This is a genomic window from Brevibacterium sp. 2SA (genome assembly GCF_005502845.1).
GTDB lineage: Bacteria > Actinomycetota > Actinomycetes > Actinomycetales > Brevibacteriaceae > Brevibacterium.
This window is the reverse complement of sequence record NZ_SCMW01000064.1, coordinates 1-17,606: the sequence shown is the minus strand read 5'-3', so window position 1 is coordinate 17,606 and position 17,606 is coordinate 1. Positions and strand designations below refer to the sequence as shown.

Annotated in this window: 15 protein-coding genes; 5 read left to right on the top strand and 10 right to left on the bottom strand. The window is 67.0% G+C overall.

From position 1 onward, the window contains the following. Positions 1-680: 680 nt before the first annotated feature. The 3 genes from FFS20_RS16030 to ligA form a co-directional block, all read right to left on the bottom strand. Positions 681-1,982 carry an MFS transporter gene (locus tag FFS20_RS16030; RefSeq protein WP_171007116.1) on the bottom strand — a complete coding sequence of 434 codons (1,302 nt, stop codon included), beginning with the start codon at positions 1,980-1,982 and terminating at the stop codon, positions 681-683. 674 nt (positions 1,983-2,656) lie between these two features. Then, on the bottom strand, positions 2,657-3,496 hold the full coding sequence (locus FFS20_RS18395; RefSeq protein ID WP_137826805.1) for a class III extradiol dioxygenase subunit beta: 840 nt from the start codon (positions 3,494-3,496) through the stop codon (positions 2,657-2,659). Continuing rightward, entirely contained in the window at positions 3,489-3,986 is a 498-nt protein-coding gene (gene ligA, locus FFS20_RS18390) for a protocatechuate 4,5-dioxygenase subunit alpha (protein WP_249356907.1), read from the bottom strand. The genes FFS20_RS18395 and ligA overlap by 8 nt, the downstream gene beginning before the upstream one ends. Positions 3,987-4,066: 80 nt before the next feature. On the opposite strand from ligA, the gene FFS20_RS16015 reads away from it, so the two are divergent. Further along, the gene (locus FFS20_RS16015) at positions 4,067-5,101 is read left to right on the top strand and encodes an amidohydrolase family protein (RefSeq protein ID WP_137826804.1); all 1,035 of its coding nucleotides are present in this window, start codon (positions 4,067-4,069) and stop codon (positions 5,099-5,101) included. 245 nt (positions 5,102-5,346) lie between these two features. On the opposite strand, the gene FFS20_RS16010 is transcribed toward FFS20_RS16015, so the two are convergent. Further along, positions 5,347-5,988 (bottom strand): GntR family transcriptional regulator, encoded by a 642-nt coding sequence (locus FFS20_RS16010; protein ID WP_249356906.1) that lies wholly within the window; start codon positions 5,986-5,988, stop codon positions 5,347-5,349. A gap of 113 nt (positions 5,989-6,101) precedes the next feature. Between FFS20_RS16010 and FFS20_RS16005 the strand changes: the two genes are divergently transcribed. Next, on the top strand, positions 6,102-7,049 hold the full coding sequence (locus tag FFS20_RS16005; RefSeq protein WP_137826803.1) for a Gfo/Idh/MocA family oxidoreductase: 948 nt from the start codon (positions 6,102-6,104) through the stop codon (positions 7,047-7,049). Between the two features lie 87 nt (positions 7,050-7,136). Here FFS20_RS16005 and FFS20_RS16000 read toward each other — a convergent pair whose 3' ends face one another. The 5 genes from FFS20_RS16000 to FFS20_RS15980 form a co-directional block, all read right to left on the bottom strand. Beyond that, positions 7,137-8,432, bottom strand: coding sequence for an MFS transporter (locus FFS20_RS16000; protein ID WP_137826802.1), 1,296 nt, complete (start codon positions 8,430-8,432; stop codon positions 7,137-7,139). A 172-nt stretch (positions 8,433-8,604) separates the two neighbouring features. After that, positions 8,605-9,687: a phosphotransferase family protein gene (locus tag FFS20_RS15995; RefSeq protein WP_137826801.1), complete on the bottom strand. Its 1,083-nt coding sequence runs from the start codon at positions 9,685-9,687 to the stop codon at positions 8,605-8,607. Then, the gene (locus FFS20_RS15990; protein WP_137826800.1) at positions 9,684-11,042 is read right to left on the bottom strand and encodes an acyl-CoA dehydrogenase family protein; all 1,359 of its coding nucleotides are present in this window, start codon (positions 11,040-11,042) and stop codon (positions 9,684-9,686) included. The genes FFS20_RS15995 and FFS20_RS15990 overlap by 4 nt, the downstream gene beginning before the upstream one ends. Continuing rightward, positions 11,039-11,818, bottom strand: coding sequence for an SDR family oxidoreductase (locus FFS20_RS15985; protein WP_137826799.1), 780 nt, complete (start codon positions 11,816-11,818; stop codon positions 11,039-11,041). The genes FFS20_RS15990 and FFS20_RS15985 overlap by 4 nt, the downstream gene beginning before the upstream one ends. Then, positions 11,815-13,734, bottom strand: coding sequence for an AMP-binding protein (locus FFS20_RS15980; protein WP_137826798.1), 1,920 nt, complete (start codon positions 13,732-13,734; stop codon positions 11,815-11,817). Before FFS20_RS15980 ends, FFS20_RS15985 begins: the two co-directional genes overlap by 4 nt. Before the next feature lie 151 nt (positions 13,735-13,885). Here FFS20_RS15980 and FFS20_RS15975 point away from each other — a divergent pair, with 151 nt between their 5' ends. From FFS20_RS15975 to FFS20_RS15965, 3 genes are read left to right on the top strand one after another with little or no spacing between them, the layout of a single operon-like run. Continuing rightward, complete coding sequence (locus tag FFS20_RS15975; RefSeq protein ID WP_249356905.1) at positions 13,886-14,635, top strand: TetR/AcrR family transcriptional regulator; 750 nt, start codon at positions 13,886-13,888, stop codon at positions 14,633-14,635. After that, on the top strand, positions 14,622-15,104 hold the full coding sequence (locus FFS20_RS15970) for a DUF1990 family protein (protein ID WP_137826797.1): 483 nt from the start codon (positions 14,622-14,624) through the stop codon (positions 15,102-15,104). The genes FFS20_RS15975 and FFS20_RS15970 overlap by 14 nt, the downstream gene beginning before the upstream one ends. Continuing rightward, positions 15,101-15,943 carry an aminoglycoside phosphotransferase family protein gene (locus FFS20_RS15965; RefSeq protein ID WP_249356904.1) on the top strand — a complete coding sequence of 281 codons (843 nt, stop codon included), beginning with the start codon at positions 15,101-15,103 and terminating at the stop codon, positions 15,941-15,943. Before FFS20_RS15970 ends, FFS20_RS15965 begins: the two co-directional genes overlap by 4 nt. A 222-nt stretch (positions 15,944-16,165) precedes the next feature. Here the strand turns inward: FFS20_RS15965 and FFS20_RS15960 are convergent. Next, positions 16,166-17,606 (bottom strand): amidohydrolase (locus FFS20_RS15960; RefSeq protein ID WP_137826796.1); only part of this gene is annotated, 1,441 nt, incomplete at its 5' end.

Sequence of the window (17,606 nt, the reverse complement as noted above, 5' to 3'; positions counted from 1 at the left end):
GTTTGGGGCACTGCGGCCTGCGGCCGGACGCCCGGGCCTCACGCGACAGGACAGGCGTAGAGCGGCCGTCGAGCGAAAGCTCGGCGGCCGCTCTGCGCCGTCGTGTGTCGGGCCGCGCTGCCACGCGCTCGCTCTGCGTTCCCGCGCGCCTGCGATTGCCTCGGCCGCGGTCTGCGCTGTCGCGCGCCTGCAATTGCCTCGGCCGCCGTCCGAGCGCGAGCCCTCTCTTCGCGTCGCGCACACTCCCCCGCGTGACGCCGTTCCGACGCATCGCGAGCCGGATCTCAGTTGAGCTCACTTGAGTCTGGAGAGCACAGTTCCCGAACTGAGCCCTCGAAACTCAAGTGGGCCGCAACCTTCCAGGTCATCGCTTCCCATGGACCACTCCCCTCTAAGCACCGACCAGCCGCCCCTCTCCACGCGCCGACATCGCGCCCTTTGCCAGGCGGTGATCATCCGCCCTTCTTCATGCGGCAGCTGCCCAACCCCTCCAGACACCTTCGCTGCCTCCAGACACCACCGCCGCCTCCGGGCCCCGTCACCCACCCCCGTCCAGACACCGCCAAGGGGTGCGCGTTCAGAACGAACGCGCACCCCTTGTCAGCTTGTCAGGAGGGACGAGACACCCTGGTCGTCGACTCACGCCGATTGCAGAACGTCCCGCCTCACCGGCTCACCCCTCACTCATGGGCATGGGTGCCGACCTTCATCATCGCTGCGAAGGCGAGGCAGACAGCCGAGAGCACCGTCATGTAGATCGCGAGCGTCCAGACGTTGCCGCTGGCGCCGACCAGGGCAGCGGCGATGAGCGGCGTGAAGCCCGAGATGACGGCCGCGATCTGGTAGGAGATCGACGCGCCGCTGTAGCGGACCTGCGGTGGGAAGATGCCGGCGAGGACCGCGCCCTGCGGTGAGGACATGAGCGGGTGGATGATGAAGGAGACCGCGTAGGCGAGGATCATCAGCCCGAGGTTGGCCGTGTTGATGAGCATGAACATCGGGAAGATCCACACGACGGTGAGGACGATGCCCAGCAGATACGAGCGTTTGTGCCCGATCCGGTCGGCGAAGACCGCGACGAAGGGCATGACGACGAGCTGGACCACGGAGCCGAGGATGACGACGAACAGCATCTGGCCCTGCGGCAGCCCGAGCACCTGCGTGCCGTAGGTGAGCATGTAGACGGTGAGCACATAGCCGAGCAGCGGCGGGACGATCGAGATCAGTCCGCCCAGGAGCATCGGTCCGCTGTACTTGCGCAACAGGAGCCCGAGCGGGTTCTTGAGCACCTCGGCGGAGGCTTCGAGACGCTTGAACGACGGCGTCTCCCCCACCCTGACGCGGATGTACATGCCGACGATGACGAGCACACCGCTGGCGAGGAACGGGATCCGCCATGCCCACGCCGCGAACGCCTCGGGGGCCACGGCAGCGGTGACCCAGAGGAAGACGAGGTTGGCCGTGATGATGCCGGCGGGCACGCCCATTCCCGGGATCGCGCCGTAGAGGGCGCGACGCTCCCGCGGCGAGTACTCGACGGCCATGAGCACGGCGCCGCCCCACTCGCCGCCGACGCCGATGCCCTGGATGAACCGCAGGCTCACGAGGATGATCGGCGCGGCGATGCCGATGGTCGCATAGTTCGGCAGCAGGCCCATCGCCACGGTCGAGCCGCCCATGAGGATCATGGAGAGCATGAGCATGGACTTCCGGCCCATCTTGTCGCCGAGGAAGCCCATGACGACACCGCCGAGAGGCCGAGCGACGAAGCCGATCGCGAAGGCGCCGAACGCCGCCAGCGTCGAACTCAGAGGGTTCTCGGACGGGAAGAACTGTGGAGCGAAGATCAGTGCGGTGGCAGAGCCGTAGAGGAAGAAGTCGTACCACTCGATGGCTGTGCCGATGAAGCTCGCCCACAGCACGCGCAGTCGTTCGCGCTTCGTGATGCGTGGTGGCTCGTCGGTCCTGGTCGATGAGGACATTGCTGGGATCCTTGCGGTAGATCGACAGTTGAACGGTGCCGCAGGGGTGGGCAGGAGGAGATCCGAGCCCGTGCGCGATGCGACGACACTGTCAGCACCGGTGCACGGATGTGAGGCACATCGCATGCACGAACTCAGTCTACGCATTGTCAACGTAATTGTGAACAATTATGTTTACGAACATTTCGTGTTCTGAGATTCACTGCTCTCACCAGCTGTTTCCCTCACCGAGGCGATCCCACCTATCGACCCTCGCCGAGGTGGAGCTCCCGAATCCGTGCCCGTCGCCATGCCCGGCTGCCGCGCCTCGGCGGGCCCCGGCTGTCGCGCCTCGGCGAGCCCCGACTGTCGCGCCTCGGCGGGTTCCAAGCTGGCCCGTGCCCGGTTGCCGCACCTCGGCGGGCCCCATCATCCCCGGTTGCCGCACTTCGGCGGGCCCCAGCCCCGGCTGCCGCACCTCGGCGGGCCCCATCATCCCCGGCTGCCGCACTTCGGCGGGCCCCGGCTCGGGTGGACCCCCACCTCGGCGAGGGCGGACATGGCAGCGGCGACACCCATTCGGGTGCCGCCGCTGCAGTCAGGGGGCGCACTCAGGCCGTGTCGGCGGCCGTCTCATACGGAGCCGTCGCGGGCCTCAGCCGAGACATCGCCTGCCTCAGCCGACATCGCCGGCCTCAGGCGTTGTCGAGGACGATGAGGCCGTTGCTCGTGTTCGAGGTGGGCACGTAGATGCTGCGGTAGACCTCCTCGACGGAGTCACTCATCGCCCCGCGCATGATCAGCCACATGACGAGCTCGACGCCCTCGGTGCCGGCCTCGCGGAGGTATTCGACGTGCGGAACCTGGGCCTGCTCGGCGGGGTTGCTCACGAGGTTGTCCATGAACTGCGAATCCCACTCGGAGTTGACCAGTCCTGCCCGCTCGCCCTGGAGCTGGTGGGACATGCCGCCGGTGCCGAAGACGACGACGCGTTCGGCACCGGGATAGCTGTCGATCGCACGACGCAGAGCCTTGCCGAGCATGTAGCAGCGGTGACCGGTCGGCGGCGGGAACTGCACGACGTTGACCGCGAGCGGAATGACCTTGGTCGGCCAGTTCTCCGGCTGGCCGAACATCACCGAGAGCGGAACGGTGAGACCGTGGTCGACGTCCATCTCGTTGGCGATCGTCATGTCGAACTCGTCGAGGATGAGCGATTCCGCGAGATGCCAGGCGAGGTCGGGATCGCCCTCGACCGTCGGCACCTTGCGCGGGCCGAACCCCTCGTCAGCGGGCTGGAACTCCGGAGCCACACCGAGAGTGAACGTGGGGATGAGCTGCATCGAGAACGCCGAGGCGTGGTCGTTGTAGACGACGATGCACACGTCGGGCTTCTTCTCCTCGATCCATTCCCGAGCCGGGGGCAGGGTGTCGAAATAGGGCTTCCACACCTCGTTGCCCGACTTGCCGTTGTCCAGTGCCGCGCCGACCGCGGGAACGTGGGAGCAGCCCACTCCGCCGACAATTTCAGCCATTGTTCTTGTTCTCCCATTCGCTCTTGAATCGGTTGCCTTCGATCGGGCGTCCGCCGTTGCGCATCATCTCGGCGAACTCCGCCTCGGTGATGCTGGACATGTCTCCGCCCATCCCCTGCATGCTCAGTCCGTCGAAGATGGCGAGCTTGAAGGTGTAGTAGACGTTGCCCCCGACCTCGAGGAGGTGCAGCCACTGGCGCTCTTCGACGGCCGTGCGCTGCTCGGGCGTGAGCTTGAACCTGTCGAGGTACGCGGAGGGATCGCTGCGGAACGCCTCCCGATTCGGCTCCTCGTTGAGAGACATCAGGAACTTATTGAGCTGGTAGCCCTCTTTCGCGCGGCGAGCGTCGAAGACATAGGTTCCGGGGATGTCGTCATAGTCGCGGTCTTGATCTTCAGTCACCACTGTCACAACTCCTTTGTTCACGTCGGCAGGCGAAGGGATGACGCAGGGTTTCATCGAGAACGTCACCCCCTCGCCGTCATCCATTCTGCTCCTTGTTTACAAAATTGTCTACACTTTGTGCTACTTTCTCAGTAGCACAGATCACACACCCGCATGCTGAAGGGATGGTCCCCTTGATCATCGACTGCCACGGCCACTACACGACCTTTCCGCCGGCGGTGGGCGCCTGGCGTGAGGCGCAGAAGTCCGCATTCATCCAAGGGCTGGAGTTCGACGCGTCGGCGCCGATCGACATCAGCGACGACGAGCTGCGGGAGTCGATCGAGGGCGCTCAGCTTGCTCTGCAGCGCGAGCGGGGAATCGATCTGACGATCTTCTCTCCGCGGGCCAGCTGGATGGAGCACCATGTCGGCGACCAGGCGGTCTCGCTGACCTGGACCCGGCAGCAGAACGATCTCATCCGCCGCATCTGCGATCTCTTCCCGACCAGCTTCGCGCCCGTGGCCCAGCTGCCGCAGTCGCCGGGGGCCGATCTCACCGCGACGGTGGCCGAGCTGCGGCGCTGCGTCGAGGAGCTCGGCTTCATCGGGTGCAACGTCAACCCGGATCCGTCGGGCGGACACTTCGACGGGCCCCCGCTGTGGGATCCGTACTGGTCGCCGCTGTGGGAGACGATGCAGGAGCTCGACGTCCCCGGGATGATCCATGTCTCGGGTGCGGACAACGACTACTTCCACACCACCGGCTCGTACTACCTCAGCGCCGACACGACGGCGTTCATGCAGGCGCTGAGCTCAGGCTTCATGCGCGACTACCCGGGACTGCGGCTGATCATCCCCCACGGCGGCGGGGCTGTGCCCTACCACTGGGGCCGGTTCGCGGGCATGGCGCAGGACAAGGGCTGGGACCTCGAAGCGCTCATGGAGCAGGTGTACTTCGACACATGCGTCTACCACCAGCCGGGGATCGACCTGCTCGTCGACGTCATCGCACCGGAGAACATCCTCTTCGGGACCGAGATGATCGGTGCGGTGCGCGGCAAGGACGCGCGCACCGACCGCTATTGGGACGACACCGGGTACTACATCGAGCACACGGACCTGCCGCAGGCGGAGAAGGACCTCATCTACTCGGGCAATGCGCTGCGCGTGTTCCCGCGTCTGGCCGCCCTGCTCGAGGATCGCTCACGCGCGAGCTGACGATGACCTTCGGCAGCGGACGCACGACGGGTGGGACACGAGCGTCCACCCGCCTCGGTGGGGCGAACGAATGTCAGGCCCGCGTCGGTGGGGCGAACGAGCATCCGGCCCGCCTCGGTGGGGCGAACGAGTGCCAGGCCCGCCGCGCCGAAGCGCACGGCGGTCACACACGATGCGTCGACGCCGGCCGTGACGGCATCCGCCGTCACTCACGAACCCGACTTCGCCCGGTCCCTGCCTGCAGCTCAGTACGCGTTGATCTCGCGCCAGTTGCGCAGCACGGAGATGACCGAGTCGAGGTGGGCGCGCATCGCGCGGTCGGCGGCCTCGGGGTCGGAGGCCGCGACGGCCTCGATGATGGCCAGGTGCTGGCCCAGCGATTCCGCGGGGCGCCCGGGCACGAGGCTGATCTTGTACTGATGGTGGACGGCGCGGTTGCGCAGCAGGCGGATGAGTTCGCGGGCGACATCGTGCCGGGAGGTCTCACCGAGCTTGCGGTGCAGCGAGGTGTTGAGCTCGGAGTAGCGCATGACATCGCCGCCGGACACCGCGGCCTGCATCTTCTCGCCGATGTCGACGAGTTCGGCTTTGTCCGCATCGGTTGCGTTCTTCGCGGCTTCGCTGGCGATGAGGCATTCGAGCACGGCCCTGGCCTCGGTGATCTGCACGGCCTCTTCGGGGCTGACGCGGCGCACCGTCGCTCCGCGGTTCGTCTCCCGTTCGACGAGGCCTTCGGCGCTGAGGGCGAGGAACGCAGCCCGTGCGGAGGCGCGGCTGATCTCGTACCGGTCGCAGACGACCGCTTCCACCAGGCGCGCGCCCGGTGGGAAGTATCCGTTGAGGATGTCCTGACGCAGGGCGTCCGTGACAGTATTGGCTTGACTCACAATGGTGACAATAACATAGACAATTTTGTCGCCAAAGCACCGGCTCCCTCGCACCAATCGACCGCAGTGAGGCGAGACTATCGCCGATCCACACCGAAGGGAAGAGATCTGACATGAAAGTCGCCTTGGCAGGAGAAGGAGCCATCGGCCGGAAGCACCTCGACGCGATCGCCCAGATCGACGACGTCGAGGTGGGACTCCTCGTCGGCAAGGAACCCGATGCCGTGGCCCGCGTCGCGGCCGAGTACGGGATCGCGGATACGGCGAGCGACCTCGGCGAGGCTCTGAGCAGGACCGATATCGATGCGGTCATCCTCGCGACCCCGACCCCGCTCCACGCGGAGCAGGCCATCGAGGTGCTGCGGGCGGGCAAGCACGTGCTCGTGGAGATCCCGGTGTCCGAGAGTCTGGCCGATGCCAGGGCCGTCGCCGAGGCGGCGGAGGAGTCGGGTGCGGTGGCGATGGTCGCGCACACGCGGAGGTTCAATCCCGGTCATCGGTGGCTGCATCGGCAGTTCGAAAGCGGCGAACTCGTGCTCCAGCATCTCGTCGCCGAGACCTTCTTCTTCAGGCGGGAGAACATCAACGCCAACGGTGAGCCGCGCAGCTGGAACGATCATCTGCTCTGGCACCACGCGTGCCACAGCGTCGACCTCTTCGCCCACCAGACGGGGGCGCCGGTCGCCGCAGTCCAGGGGTTCGCAGGACCGGTGAGCGAGACGATGGGGATCTACACGGATCTCAGCGTCTCGGCAGCCAGTGAGTCGGGTGCCCTGCTCAGCCTCGCGGTGTCGTTCAACAACGACGGGCCGCTGGGCACGACGTTCCGCTACATCTGCGACAAGGGCACGTTCATCGCCCGGTACGACGACCTCGTCGACGGCTACGGCAATCCCGTCGACACCGGTGAGGATGCCGCGATGGACGGAATCCGCCGTCAGGACGAGGAGTTCGCCGAGGCGATCCGGCAGGGCCGTGAGCCGGAGAGTTCGGCGGCGCAGGCGGTGGCGACGATGGAGCTCCTCGACCGCATCGAACGATCCCTGCCGGCGGTTCGGTAGGGGCGGACTCGGCGCAGGCGGTTCGTGCCCAGTCGTGACGCTGAGCAGCCTCGGCCGGAGGCTGCTCAGCGTCGACAGCACCTCGGTTCACACCTCGTTGAGGTCCTTTCCCTTGGTCTCCGGCAGCAGGGCGACCGCGATGATCGTCGCGCAGCAGAGCAGGATCACCCACCCGTTCGAGAGCCAACTGAGGTCGAGAGAGTTGAACAACCCGTTGAGGTAGGGCGCGGTGCCGCCGAACACGGCCACGGAGACCGAGTAGGCGAAGCCGATGCCCTGCGTCCTGACCTTCGTCGGAAATGCCTCCGAGAGCACAGCGGAGAGCAGTGCGCCAGCGATTGCGACAATGAGGAGTGCGATCGACGACGCGGCGAAGAGCGTCCACCCCGCCGAGGTGATCATGCCCATGAGCGGGAACTGCAGGACCGCCATGAGCAGTCCGAATCCGATGAGCATCGGACGCCGGCCGACTCGATCCGAGAGTGCTCCCCAGAAGGGCAGCGAGACCAGTGCGATGAGCTGCGCACCCACTGTTGCCCAGTACGCCGATTGCGGATCCATGCCGCGTTCGGTGATCGCCAGCGTCGAGGCGTAGGACGACCACGTGTAGTGGGCGGCGGTGATGCCCGAGGTCATGAGGACGACGAGAATGATCGCTCGGGTCACACGGCGACGGTTGATGGCGACCGCCTCGGCAGGGAGCGTCTTCTCGGACTCCGACTGTGCGAACACCTCGCTTTCGATCATGCCCCGCCTCATCCACAGGGCGACGAGGGCGAGAAGCGCGCCGAGGACGAACGGGATGCGCCAGGCCCACTCGGACACCGCTGTCTCGCTGAAGAGGTTGGTGATCGCGCCGCCCACGGTATAGGCGAGGACCGAGCCTCCGAAGATCGCGACGAAGACGATGCTGCCCCAGAACCCGCGGCGATGCGCGGGGGCGATTTCGGCGATGTACGAGTTCGCTGTCGCCGACTCTCCGCCGTGGGCGAATCCCTGAGCGACGCGGACGATGAGAAGGACGAACGAGGCGGCGGCCCCGATCTGCGCGTAGCCGGGCATGACTGCGATGAGGAACGATCCTGCGGCCATGATGAGCATAGTGGTGATGAGGACGAACTTCCGTCCCCGGCGGTCCGCGATTCGACCGAAGACGATCCCGCCGAGAGGTCGCATAAGGAACCCGACGGCGAAGACGCCGAGGGTGGCGAGGACCGCAGAGACAGGGTCCTCGCTGTTGAACATCGCCGCCGCGATGAAGGGGGTGAAGACCGCGTAGGCACTCCATTCGTACCATTCGAGGATGTTGCCGACGGTGCTTGCGGCGACGGATCGCCGTTTCGTGCGCAGGGACGCCGTCGTCCCCGCCAGCTGTGCAGTCATGTCTGCCTTTCCGGTGCTCGGTGGTGAAGGTGGTCAGGGGTGAGTCGGCCCGAAATCGGGCGCGACAAGGGCGGGTTGCTCCCCTGCAAACGACAGGGGTGACGGGCTTCCCACGGTTGGCGGTGGTCATCTCCCGCAGGCGGCGTGTGGCCTCAGTGGTCTCGGCCTGTGTCTACCTCAGCGTGGTCGCTGCATTCCAGGCGGCATCGAGGAGGTCGGGCACCCCCTGCTCGAGCGTGCCGGTGAACTCCCCTGCCGCGGGGACCTCACCGGACAACCACCGGGTGTAGATGGCTTCGGAGAAGATCGCGGCCTTCCACAGTGCCAGTGCCTCGTACCAGGGCAGGGCGGCCAGGTCGAGGCCCGTCCGGTCCCGATAGCGGGCGGTGAGTTCGGCTCGGTCCGGAAACCCAGCCTCCGAGGTGACCGGGGTGAGGTCCATGACCGTACGAGGATGCGCGGCGTCGGAGTACGTCGCGAGGAAATACCCCAGATCGGCGAGAGGATCGCCGAGCGTCGACATCTCCCAGTCCAGCACCGCGGCGACGCGGACAGGTGTCTGCGGGGCGATCATCGCGTTGCCGGCCCGGTAGTCGCCGTGGACGACGGAATGGAGCTGGGTACTCGGTCGGTTCGACTCGAGCCACTCGCCGAGGCGCCCGACCCCCGACAGCGACCGCTTGGTGTTCTTCTCCCACAATGAGGAGAAGAGCGCGATCTGACGTTCGAGATAGCCCTCGGGTCGCCCGAGTGAAGCGACCTCGGGATCGGTGACGTCGACATCGTGGAGCGCTGAGAGCTGATCGACGAGCGCCTCGCCGAATCCCCGCCTGGCGCGGTGGTCGTCGAGCACGACGGGAAGTCGGTCGGTGACGACTGTGCCCGGGACGAAATCCATGATGTAGAACGGAACGCCGAGGACGGAATCGTCCTCGCAGACGCTGACGATCTGCGGAACCGCGACCCCCTGCCTGCGCAGCACTGTCTGGATGCGCGCCTCGCGGACCATGTCGTGGGTCGAGCGCGGAATCGGCGGTCGGGGCCCGCGGCGGAGGACGACATCGGCGTTCTCCCGCCTGATTCGATAGGTGACATTCGATTGCCCCTCTCCTATCCGCTCCCAGTGCACTGAGCCTGTGCCGATGCCGTGGTCGTCGAGGTAGTCGGCGACCGCGTCGAGGACGAGCAGGGGCGGGACGTCGAGTGCCGCAGCCTCGGCAGAGGTGTCGACGACGTCGATGATCTGTGCGGTCATCCGGCTACCGCCTCTGCGTCCGCGGAGTCCGCCTCAGCACGCGCGGCACCTGCATCGTCGGCATCGCCGACCGGTCGAACGACGTCGAGGCGTGGCGCACCGGCGGCGACCTCTCGGCGGCGACGTGACGACGCACGCCTGGAGATCGCGAACTTGTGGGTCTCGGTCGACCCGTCGTAGATCCGGAACGGTCGAACCTCATTGAGATACTGAATGAGCGGAAGGTCGTAGGAGACACCGTCCCCGCCGGTGAGCTGCACCGCTGTGTCGATGACGCGGTAGACGGCTTCCGAACAGTGGACCTTGGCAATCGACGACAGTGCGTTCGCATGCGTCTGGTCCTCTTCGAGGACCAGCGAGGTCTTCTCGATCATCGCGTCGGAGGTCTCGATGTCGATGACCGACTGCGCGATGAGCTCCTGTGCCAGCCCCTGACGGGCGAGGACGTCGCCGAAGACGGTGCGGTGCTCAGCACGGTCGAGGGCGATGTCGAGGGCCCGTCGGGCCAGACCCAGCCAGCGCATGCAGTGGGTGAGCCGAGCCGGGGCCAGGCGCACTTGAGCGTAGTCGAAGCCTCTGCCCGGCTCACCGAGAACGGCGGAAGCGGGCACCCTCACGTTCTCGAACGTCACGTAGGGGTGACCACCGGCGATCGTGGTGTCGACGGTGTGGATCACTGGGCCCACGGTGACCCCCGGGGTGTCGCGGTCGACGAGGAACATCGTCGCCGCCAGTTCGTGCCGCTTATGCGTGGGGCCGGCTCCTGCGGCAGAGCCGGCGACCGCCTCGGCGCGGGATGCCTCCAGCTCCTCGGTACCGGATTGCTCGGTGGCGGCCATGACGATGAAGAAGTCGCAGAGTTCGGCACCGGAGATGAACCGCTTGTCGCCGGTGATCACCCAATCGTCGCCGTCCCTGACGGCCCGCGTCGAGAGCGCGGATGGGTCGGAGCCGGCTCCTGGATGGGGTTCGGTCATCGCGAAGCTCGACCGCATGTCGCCGGCGGCCAGCGGCCACAGGTACCTCAGCTTCTGGGCCGCAGTGCCGATGCGCGCGAGCATGTGCATGTTGCCTTCGTCGGGGGCCATGCAGTTGAGCACTGCTGGGCCGATGGGCGAATATCCGGCCTCTTGGAAGATCCGAGACCAGTGCTCGATCGGAACTCCGAGTCCTCCCCACTGCTCTGGCACGTGCGGGGCGAAGACTCCGGCCTCCTTGGCTCGTGACTGCAGATGGGAGAGAGTGTCGGCGCTGAGGCTGGTGCCGGGTCTCGGCTCCGCAGGGATGACGACTTCGCGGATGAACGAGCGGGTCCTCTGCCGCAGATCCTCGATCTCCGGTGGCAGCGTGGTCATGCGTTTCCTCCTGCGGTGATGAGGCCGCCGTCGGCGGTGAGCACCTGAGCGGTGATCCATTCGGCGTCGGAGGAGGCGAGGTAGGCCACGGCCGCACCGATGTCCTCGGGTGTGCCGAGGCGACCTGCCGGGTAGGTGCTGGCGACTTCGTCTTCGCGGCCTTCGTAGAGGGCGGCCGCGAATTGGGTCTTGACGACGGCCGGCGCGACCGCGTTCACCCGGATCTCCGGTCCGAGTTCGACGGCGAGAGTGCGAGTGAGGTGGGAGACGGCCGCTTTGGAGACGCCGTAGAAGCCGATGCCGGGACTGGGCACCTGACCCGCGACAGAGGAGATCGAGACGATCCGGCCCCGGTTCTCCCTGAAGCGCAGACCCTCATGGTGGACGGCACCCTGCACCCATGCGAGCGTGCCGATGACGTTGACGTCGAGGATCTTCCGCGCTGCGTCGAGGTCGATATCGATGGTCGGACCGTAGACGGGGTTGATGCCGACGTTGGTGACGAGGACGTCGAGGCGGCCGAAGCTCTCGGCGATCGTGTCGTAGACCTCGGTGCGGTGACCGGGATCATCGGCCTTTCCGGCGATGCCGATCGCCGTGCCCTCGGGAAAGGACGCGACCGCCTCGGCGAGGGTTTCGGGCCTGCGAGCGGTGAGGACGAGCTTCGCTCCTTCGGCCGCCAGTCGTTGAGCGATGCCGAGGCCGATGCCCCGGCTGGCTCCGGTGACGAGCGCGACCTGGCCGTCGAATCGTCCGGCTGCGGTGGGTTCGGTCATCGTGTCTCCTCTGTCGGGTTGGCCTCGGCTGTCTGTGCTGCTGGTGCGTCGTCGGTCGCGGGAGGTGCGTCGCGCAGCAGTCTGCGCTGGATCTTTCCGGTGTGCGTCTTCGGCAGGTCGCCGATGATGTGGACGATACGTGGTGCCTTGTAGGCGGCCAAGCGTTCCCGGGTGAACGCGATGAGGTCATCGGGTGCCGCTGTCCTGCCGGATCGCAGCGAGACGTAGGCGACGACCGTCTCGCCGCGATAGTCGTCGGGTCGGCCGACGACGGCTGCTTCGAGGACGTCGGGGTGCTCGTAGAGGGCATCTTCGACCTCGCGCGGCCACACCTTGTAGCCGGAGACGTTGATCTGGTCCTTGATCCTGTCGACGAGGTAGATCCACCCGGAATCGTCGATGACGGCGACGTCGCCGGTGCGCAGCCAGCCGTCATCGAAGGCGCTGTCGTCGGCTTCGGGCCGACCGAGGTAGCCCGGCGTCACCTGCGGTCCGCGGAGTTCGAGCTCGCCGGCGCGGCCGTCAGCGACAATCTCGCCGGTGCCGATATCGACGACTCGGGCGTCGAGGCCGGGCAGGGGCACGCCGATGGCAAGTGTGTCGGTGGCGGCGTCGACCGGGGCTTCGGAGCCGAGTGGGACGCCGATGACGGCCGAGGCGGTCTCCGTCATGCCGTAGATGTTGTGGATGTAGTGTCCGAATCGGTCGCGGAATCGTTCGACGGTTGCGGGTGGGACCGGTGCACCGCCTGAGTAGAGGCATCGGATGCTCGCGAAGTCCTCCGCAACGGCGTCGTGGTGATCGAGCAGAGCGTTGAAGACGGTGATCGATCCGATGGTCATGGTCACGCTGTCGTTGCGGATGGCTGAGATGATCTTCTCGGCGTCAGGGCGTCCGATGAAATCGAGGACCACGGGGTGGACGAGAGATGTGGCCGCACACGCGACGGCACCGGTGATGTGGAAGAGCGGCGCGACCGCGAGCATGACGTCACCTTCGCCCATCCCGAACCACTGTCCACAGCCCTGAGCGACGCTGAGGACGTTCCAGTGCGTGGCGACTGACCCCTTCGCCGGCCCTGTGGTCCCCGACGTGTATGTGAGCAGAGCTGGGTCGTCGAGTCCGGGGAGGAGGTCGTGGCGCAGTTCGGCTTCCCTCACCGAGGCGATGGCGAGGTCCGTCTCGGAGGTCACGGCCGCGGCACGGTGCGGCGCGAGGGCCGCAGCCCATGAGGTGAAGGCTATCCCGGTGGATTTCGAGGCGCTCGAAGTGGCGCTTGACCCCACATCCGAAGCGCCGTTCGGCTCGGCCGAAGCCGTTGCAGCTCCCATCGTCGTGCTGCGGGCACGCGGCGCGTACTCCCCGTCGGTGGTCGTGACGATCCACGACACCGAGCTGCCGGTGAGGGCTGCAGCGACCGCCTCGGCGGTGGAGGCATCGCAGACGAATCCGAGCGCACGGGAGTCATCGATGAGTGCACGGAGCTCGCGACCGCGGTACATCGGATTGAGGACGAGCGGCACGGCTCCGATCTTCCATGCCGCCAGCAGCGCTATGGCGAACTGGGGCACATTCTGAAGGCTTATGGCGACGATCGTTCCCGGACTGACCTCACGGTCGAGGAATTCGGCGGCGAGCGCCTCGGCTTCGACATCGACATCGGCAACCGTCAATGACCGGCTGTGATAGAGGAAGGCCGTCTGGCCGGGGGCAGAGGCAACCCGGTCGTTCCAGGCGTGGGCGACGGAGTCCCACCGAATGTCAGAGGTCGCATCGACCGACTCCGGGTAGAGCGCAGTCCACACCCGTGCGCCCACTGACCCTTCGATGGAGGTGAAGTTCTCGTCAGGAGTGCGGTCGAACGCGCCGCCACCAGATCCCGGCGGCCCCGCAGTCTCTGTGTGTTCAGTCGTCATCGAACTTCCGATCAACGTCTCGGGCCCTTTGCCCGACCGAGCGCTCGCTCGGTTTCCATGTAGCTTAGGTCACATCACCGACGGGCACAAGGGTCTCGCGCTTCGTCAGCCTGGCATCCTCCGTAACGCACCTCGGGTACGGCACACTAGATTGGTACTGGAAGCAGCAGACGAGTCGCACCGAATCGGCGGCTTCGGGCGATTGCTTCAGCACAGCCATCGGCAGCGGCCCCACCTGCCGGATCGAGACAAGGATGACGCCGTGGCACAGTGGAGAACCTACGACAGCCCTCTCCTGCCCCCGTTGCTCAACGCCGCCCTTGACTGCTTCGTGCGCGGCGGCTTCCACGGAACCTCGATTCGCCAGGTCGCCCAGGCCGCCGGGCTCTCTGTTCCCGGCCTCTATCACCACTTCGCGTCGAAACAGGCGATCCTCACTGAGATCGACCGGCTGGCGATGGCCGACCTCTGGTCGCGGAGTACCGAGGCTCTTGCCGATGGGCCGCAGGATCCTCTCTCGCGATTCGATCGCCTCGTCGAGTGTCTGTTGCTCTTCCATGCCCAGCAGGCCGACATCGCGTTCATCGCCTTCAGTGAGATCCGCAGCCTGCCCGCCGACGCCAGGGACGCCCATATCAGCGCCCGTGACCGCCAGCAGAAGCTGCTCGACGATACAGTCTCCGAGTGCGTCAGGGTCGGAACCTTCGCCACCCCGTACCCGCGAGATGCAGCGCGAGCGATCACAACGATCTGCACGGGCGTCGCCCAGTGGTTCCGCCCTGACGGAGAGCTCGATCCCGACGGTGTTGCCTCCAGGTACGGTGAGATCTGCCGGGCAGCCGCGGGTTCGTCCGCGGAAACGGCTGCCCGCGGCACAGGGGGCGAGCATGAATTCTCTTGAGCACATCCGCGACGTCGGCTCGGCCGCGCTCTTCCCGCTGGCCAGGGACGCGATCCTCACGTGGCAGCTGCAGGCCGGCGCCGGGGTGATTGCGAGGCCGCAGCGCCGGGTGGAGCCGGGCATGGTCGTCGACCTGTGGCTCAATCCCGGTTGGCCGGGCCGTGTCCGGCGGCTGCGCGGAGAGGACCTCGTCGTGCCCGTTGGGTCGTGCGTCGTCGAGGACGTCATCGACACCGACCGGCAGGCCGGCTTCGTCTACCGCACGCTGCCGGGCCACCTCGAGACAGGCGTGCAGACGTTCCTCGTCTCCGTCGACGGCGACCGGCTCATCGCCTCGATCATGTCACGCTCGGTGCCCGGCCATCCGCTGCTCAAGGCCGCAACTCCGCTGTCGGTCGCCACGCAGAGGATGATGGCCGCCCGATATGCCGCGGGACTTGAGCGCCTGCTCGCGGGCGCGGGCCGGTGACGTCCCCACTGACCGGATCGGGCTGGTCGTCCGCCGAGGCAGTCGCCTCAGCATCGGTGCTGCTCGGCCGGCACCTCGAACTCGTGGGAGTTCTGCCCGGAGGCCAGCACGCGATGACCGTGCGCGTCACGGACGGACACACGGACTTCGTCGTCCGCGGCTTTCCCACCGGGCATGATGCCGCTCACCGCGAGGCTGAGGTCCTGCCTCGCCTCACCGCACTCGGTGACTTCGTCCCGCGCCTCATCGCAGTCGACCCGGGGTTGAAATGTCCACTTGTCATCACCACGGTGGTCGCCGGCGGAGCTCCGGACGTCGCGCTTCCGCTCGACGTCATCGCCCGGGAAATGGCCGCGGCTCTGGTCCGGATCCACAGGCTGAGCGGTGCAGGCCTGCCTGCGGCGCCGTCGGGCCCGCCCACTGGTTCGTCGCAGATCGCGAGGCGAGCCCAACACGAGTGGGCGACCCTCGATCTCAACGATCCCGTACTCGTCCACTCCGACTTCTGGTCGGGCAATGCACTCTGGAAGGGCGAGAAGCTCACCGGAGTCGTCGATTGGGCTGGCGCCCGGCAGGGACCCCGCGGCATCGACCTCGCGTGGTGCCGCCAGGATCTCGTACTGCTGGGATCCACCTCGGCGCCCGACATCTTCCTCGCCGAGTACGAACGGGGGCTCGGTCGCCGGATCGACGACATCCGAGCCTGGGATGTGCAGGCCGGGGCCAGTGCCCACGAACGGGTCGAGACGTGGCTGCCCAACTACCACGGCATCGGCCGAACCGGCCTCACTGAGGCCGACCTCCGGTCGCGCCTCGACGAATGGAACGCGAAACTCTGAGCAGGCACGTCCCCGCGGGGACGTCACCCGACACAACCGCGCGGTTTAAGTCCACATGGTATGGACTTATCCGTACCGTGTGGATTTCAACCGCGCGGTCCGATGGCGCGCTTACCCGCGGGGACGTTTTCCAGCTGACCTGGCAGCGCCCGTGCACCGCCTCGGCGCGTTGCTCGATCGACACCTGATCGCTCGACACGGCCTCGGCATCCCGGCGCCGGCTCACTCCGCGGCGTACTGGACCTCGCCGCCGACGACGGTGAGGAAGACGCGGGTGTCACGGATCGCCTCGGCGTGGGCGAAGAGCGCCTCCTCCGAGTCATAGCCGAGCAGACCATCGGGCCCGGCGACTGCCTCGGCGACGACAAGCCCTTCAGCTTCGCACGGATCGGTGTCGACGACGATAAAGTCCGCGTCCATCCCAGCCGCAAGGTGCCCCCGCCGATCGCCGAGACCAGCAGCCACGGCAGGCGCCCGCGAGTGCAACCGGAACGCCTCGACGGCGGACAAGCGGCGCTGCGGCTGGAACGTCGACCCGGCATTCCCGAAGATGTCGGCCCGCGTCATCGCCGCATAGATCGCCGCGAACGGGTTCGCGTGCTCGACGGGACCGTCCGAGCCGAAGATCACCTGCGCGCCCGCGCCGAGGAGGTCCGGCCAGGCGTAGGCCGCGAGCTGGGCGGACTCGTCGATGAGGTGGAGCAGATGGAGGTCGGAGATGCAGTGGCGCGGCTGCATCGAGGCGATGACGTCGAGCTCGGCGAAACGGGCGACGTCCTCAGGCTGGATGAACTGCGCATGCTCGACCCGGTGGCGCAGCGGCCTGCCGAGGCGCTCGGAGACCTCGAGAGTGACCGGCCGCAGCCGCTCGAACACGTTGAGCACATGATGGTTGGCCTGATCGCCGATCGCATGGATCGCCACGGAGATCCCCGCCTCGGTCGCGATCCGCGCCTGCTCGAAGAGCTCGTCCTCGCTCATCTGCGCGATGCCGTAGTTGAGGTGCGCCTCGGGCGGCACGTCGAGAGCGACGGCAGCGGTTTCGGCACCCACCGTCGCTTCGACTGATTCGGGTGCCTCGGCACCATGCACGCCGACTCCGGCCGGCTCGGGTTCCGGGTAGGGCGAGGACATGTGACTCGTGTGAGAACCGAGCGCCCCATCGGCGAAGAGCTTGACCCCGCCGTGCTGCAGCCAGTCGTCGCCTCCGCCGGTCATCCACCCAGTCTCGATCGCCCACGGAACCTCCGGCTGGCGGAGGAACTTCGTCACCCGCAGCCGCTGCCGCCCGGCCTCACGCAGATCGTTCCACCCCAGTGTCGAGGCGATTCCGTCGAAGTCGTGGATGCCGGTGATCCCGAGCGAGAGGAAGAGCTCCTGCGTCCGCTCGAGGCGTTCAGCTTGGTCCTCGCGGCTCGGCTCCGGAATGTAGCGAACAAGCAGATCCGCGGCATCCTCCCTGATCAGGCCCGTCGCCACTCCTGCCGTGTCGCGGACGATCTCTCCGCCGGACGGGTCCGGGGTGTCGGCGTCGATGCCGGCGATCTCGAGCGCATGACCGTTCGCCCACACCGTGTGCAGGTCGATCGACCACATCGCGACCGGGTGATCAGGTACCTCGCGGTCGAGCAGCTCCCGGTCGGGGTAGCGCGGGTCCTCCCAG

What these genes read in the sequence shown, in the direction of transcription:
- FFS20_RS16015 (WP_137826804.1), top strand. Translation starts at nt 4,067, where the DNA reads ATGGTCCCCTTGATCATCGACTGCCACGGCCACTACACGACCTTTCCG.
- FFS20_RS15990 (WP_137826800.1), bottom strand. Translation starts at nt 11,042, where the DNA reads ATGACCACGCTGCCACCGGAGATCGAGGATCTGCGGCAGAGGACCCGC.
- FFS20_RS15995 (WP_137826801.1), bottom strand. Translation starts at nt 9,687, where the DNA reads ATGACCGCACAGATCATCGACGTCGTCGACACCTCTGCCGAGGCTGCG.
- FFS20_RS18395 (WP_137826805.1), bottom strand. Translation starts at nt 3,496, where the DNA reads ATGGCTGAAATTGTCGGCGGAGTGGGCTGCTCCCACGTTCCCGCGGTC.
- FFS20_RS16005 (WP_137826803.1), top strand. Translation starts at nt 6,102, where the DNA reads ATGAAAGTCGCCTTGGCAGGAGAAGGAGCCATCGGCCGGAAGCACCTC.
- ligA (WP_249356907.1), bottom strand. Translation starts at nt 3,986, where the DNA reads ATGGATGACGGCGAGGGGGTGACGTTCTCGATGAAACCCTGCGTCATC.
- FFS20_RS16000 (WP_137826802.1), bottom strand. Translation starts at nt 8,432, where the DNA reads ATGACTGCACAGCTGGCGGGGACGACGGCGTCCCTGCGCACGAAACGG.
- FFS20_RS16030 (WP_171007116.1), bottom strand. Translation starts at nt 1,982, where the DNA reads ATGTCCTCATCGACCAGGACCGACGAGCCACCACGCATCACGAAGCGC.
- FFS20_RS15970 (WP_137826797.1), top strand. Translation starts at nt 14,622, where the DNA reads ATGAATTCTCTTGAGCACATCCGCGACGTCGGCTCGGCCGCGCTCTTC.
- FFS20_RS15985 (WP_137826799.1), bottom strand. Translation starts at nt 11,818, where the DNA reads ATGACCGAACCCACCGCAGCCGGACGATTCGACGGCCAGGTCGCGCTC.
- FFS20_RS15980 (WP_137826798.1), bottom strand. Translation starts at nt 13,734, where the DNA reads ATGACGACTGAACACACAGAGACTGCGGGGCCGCCGGGATCTGGTGGC.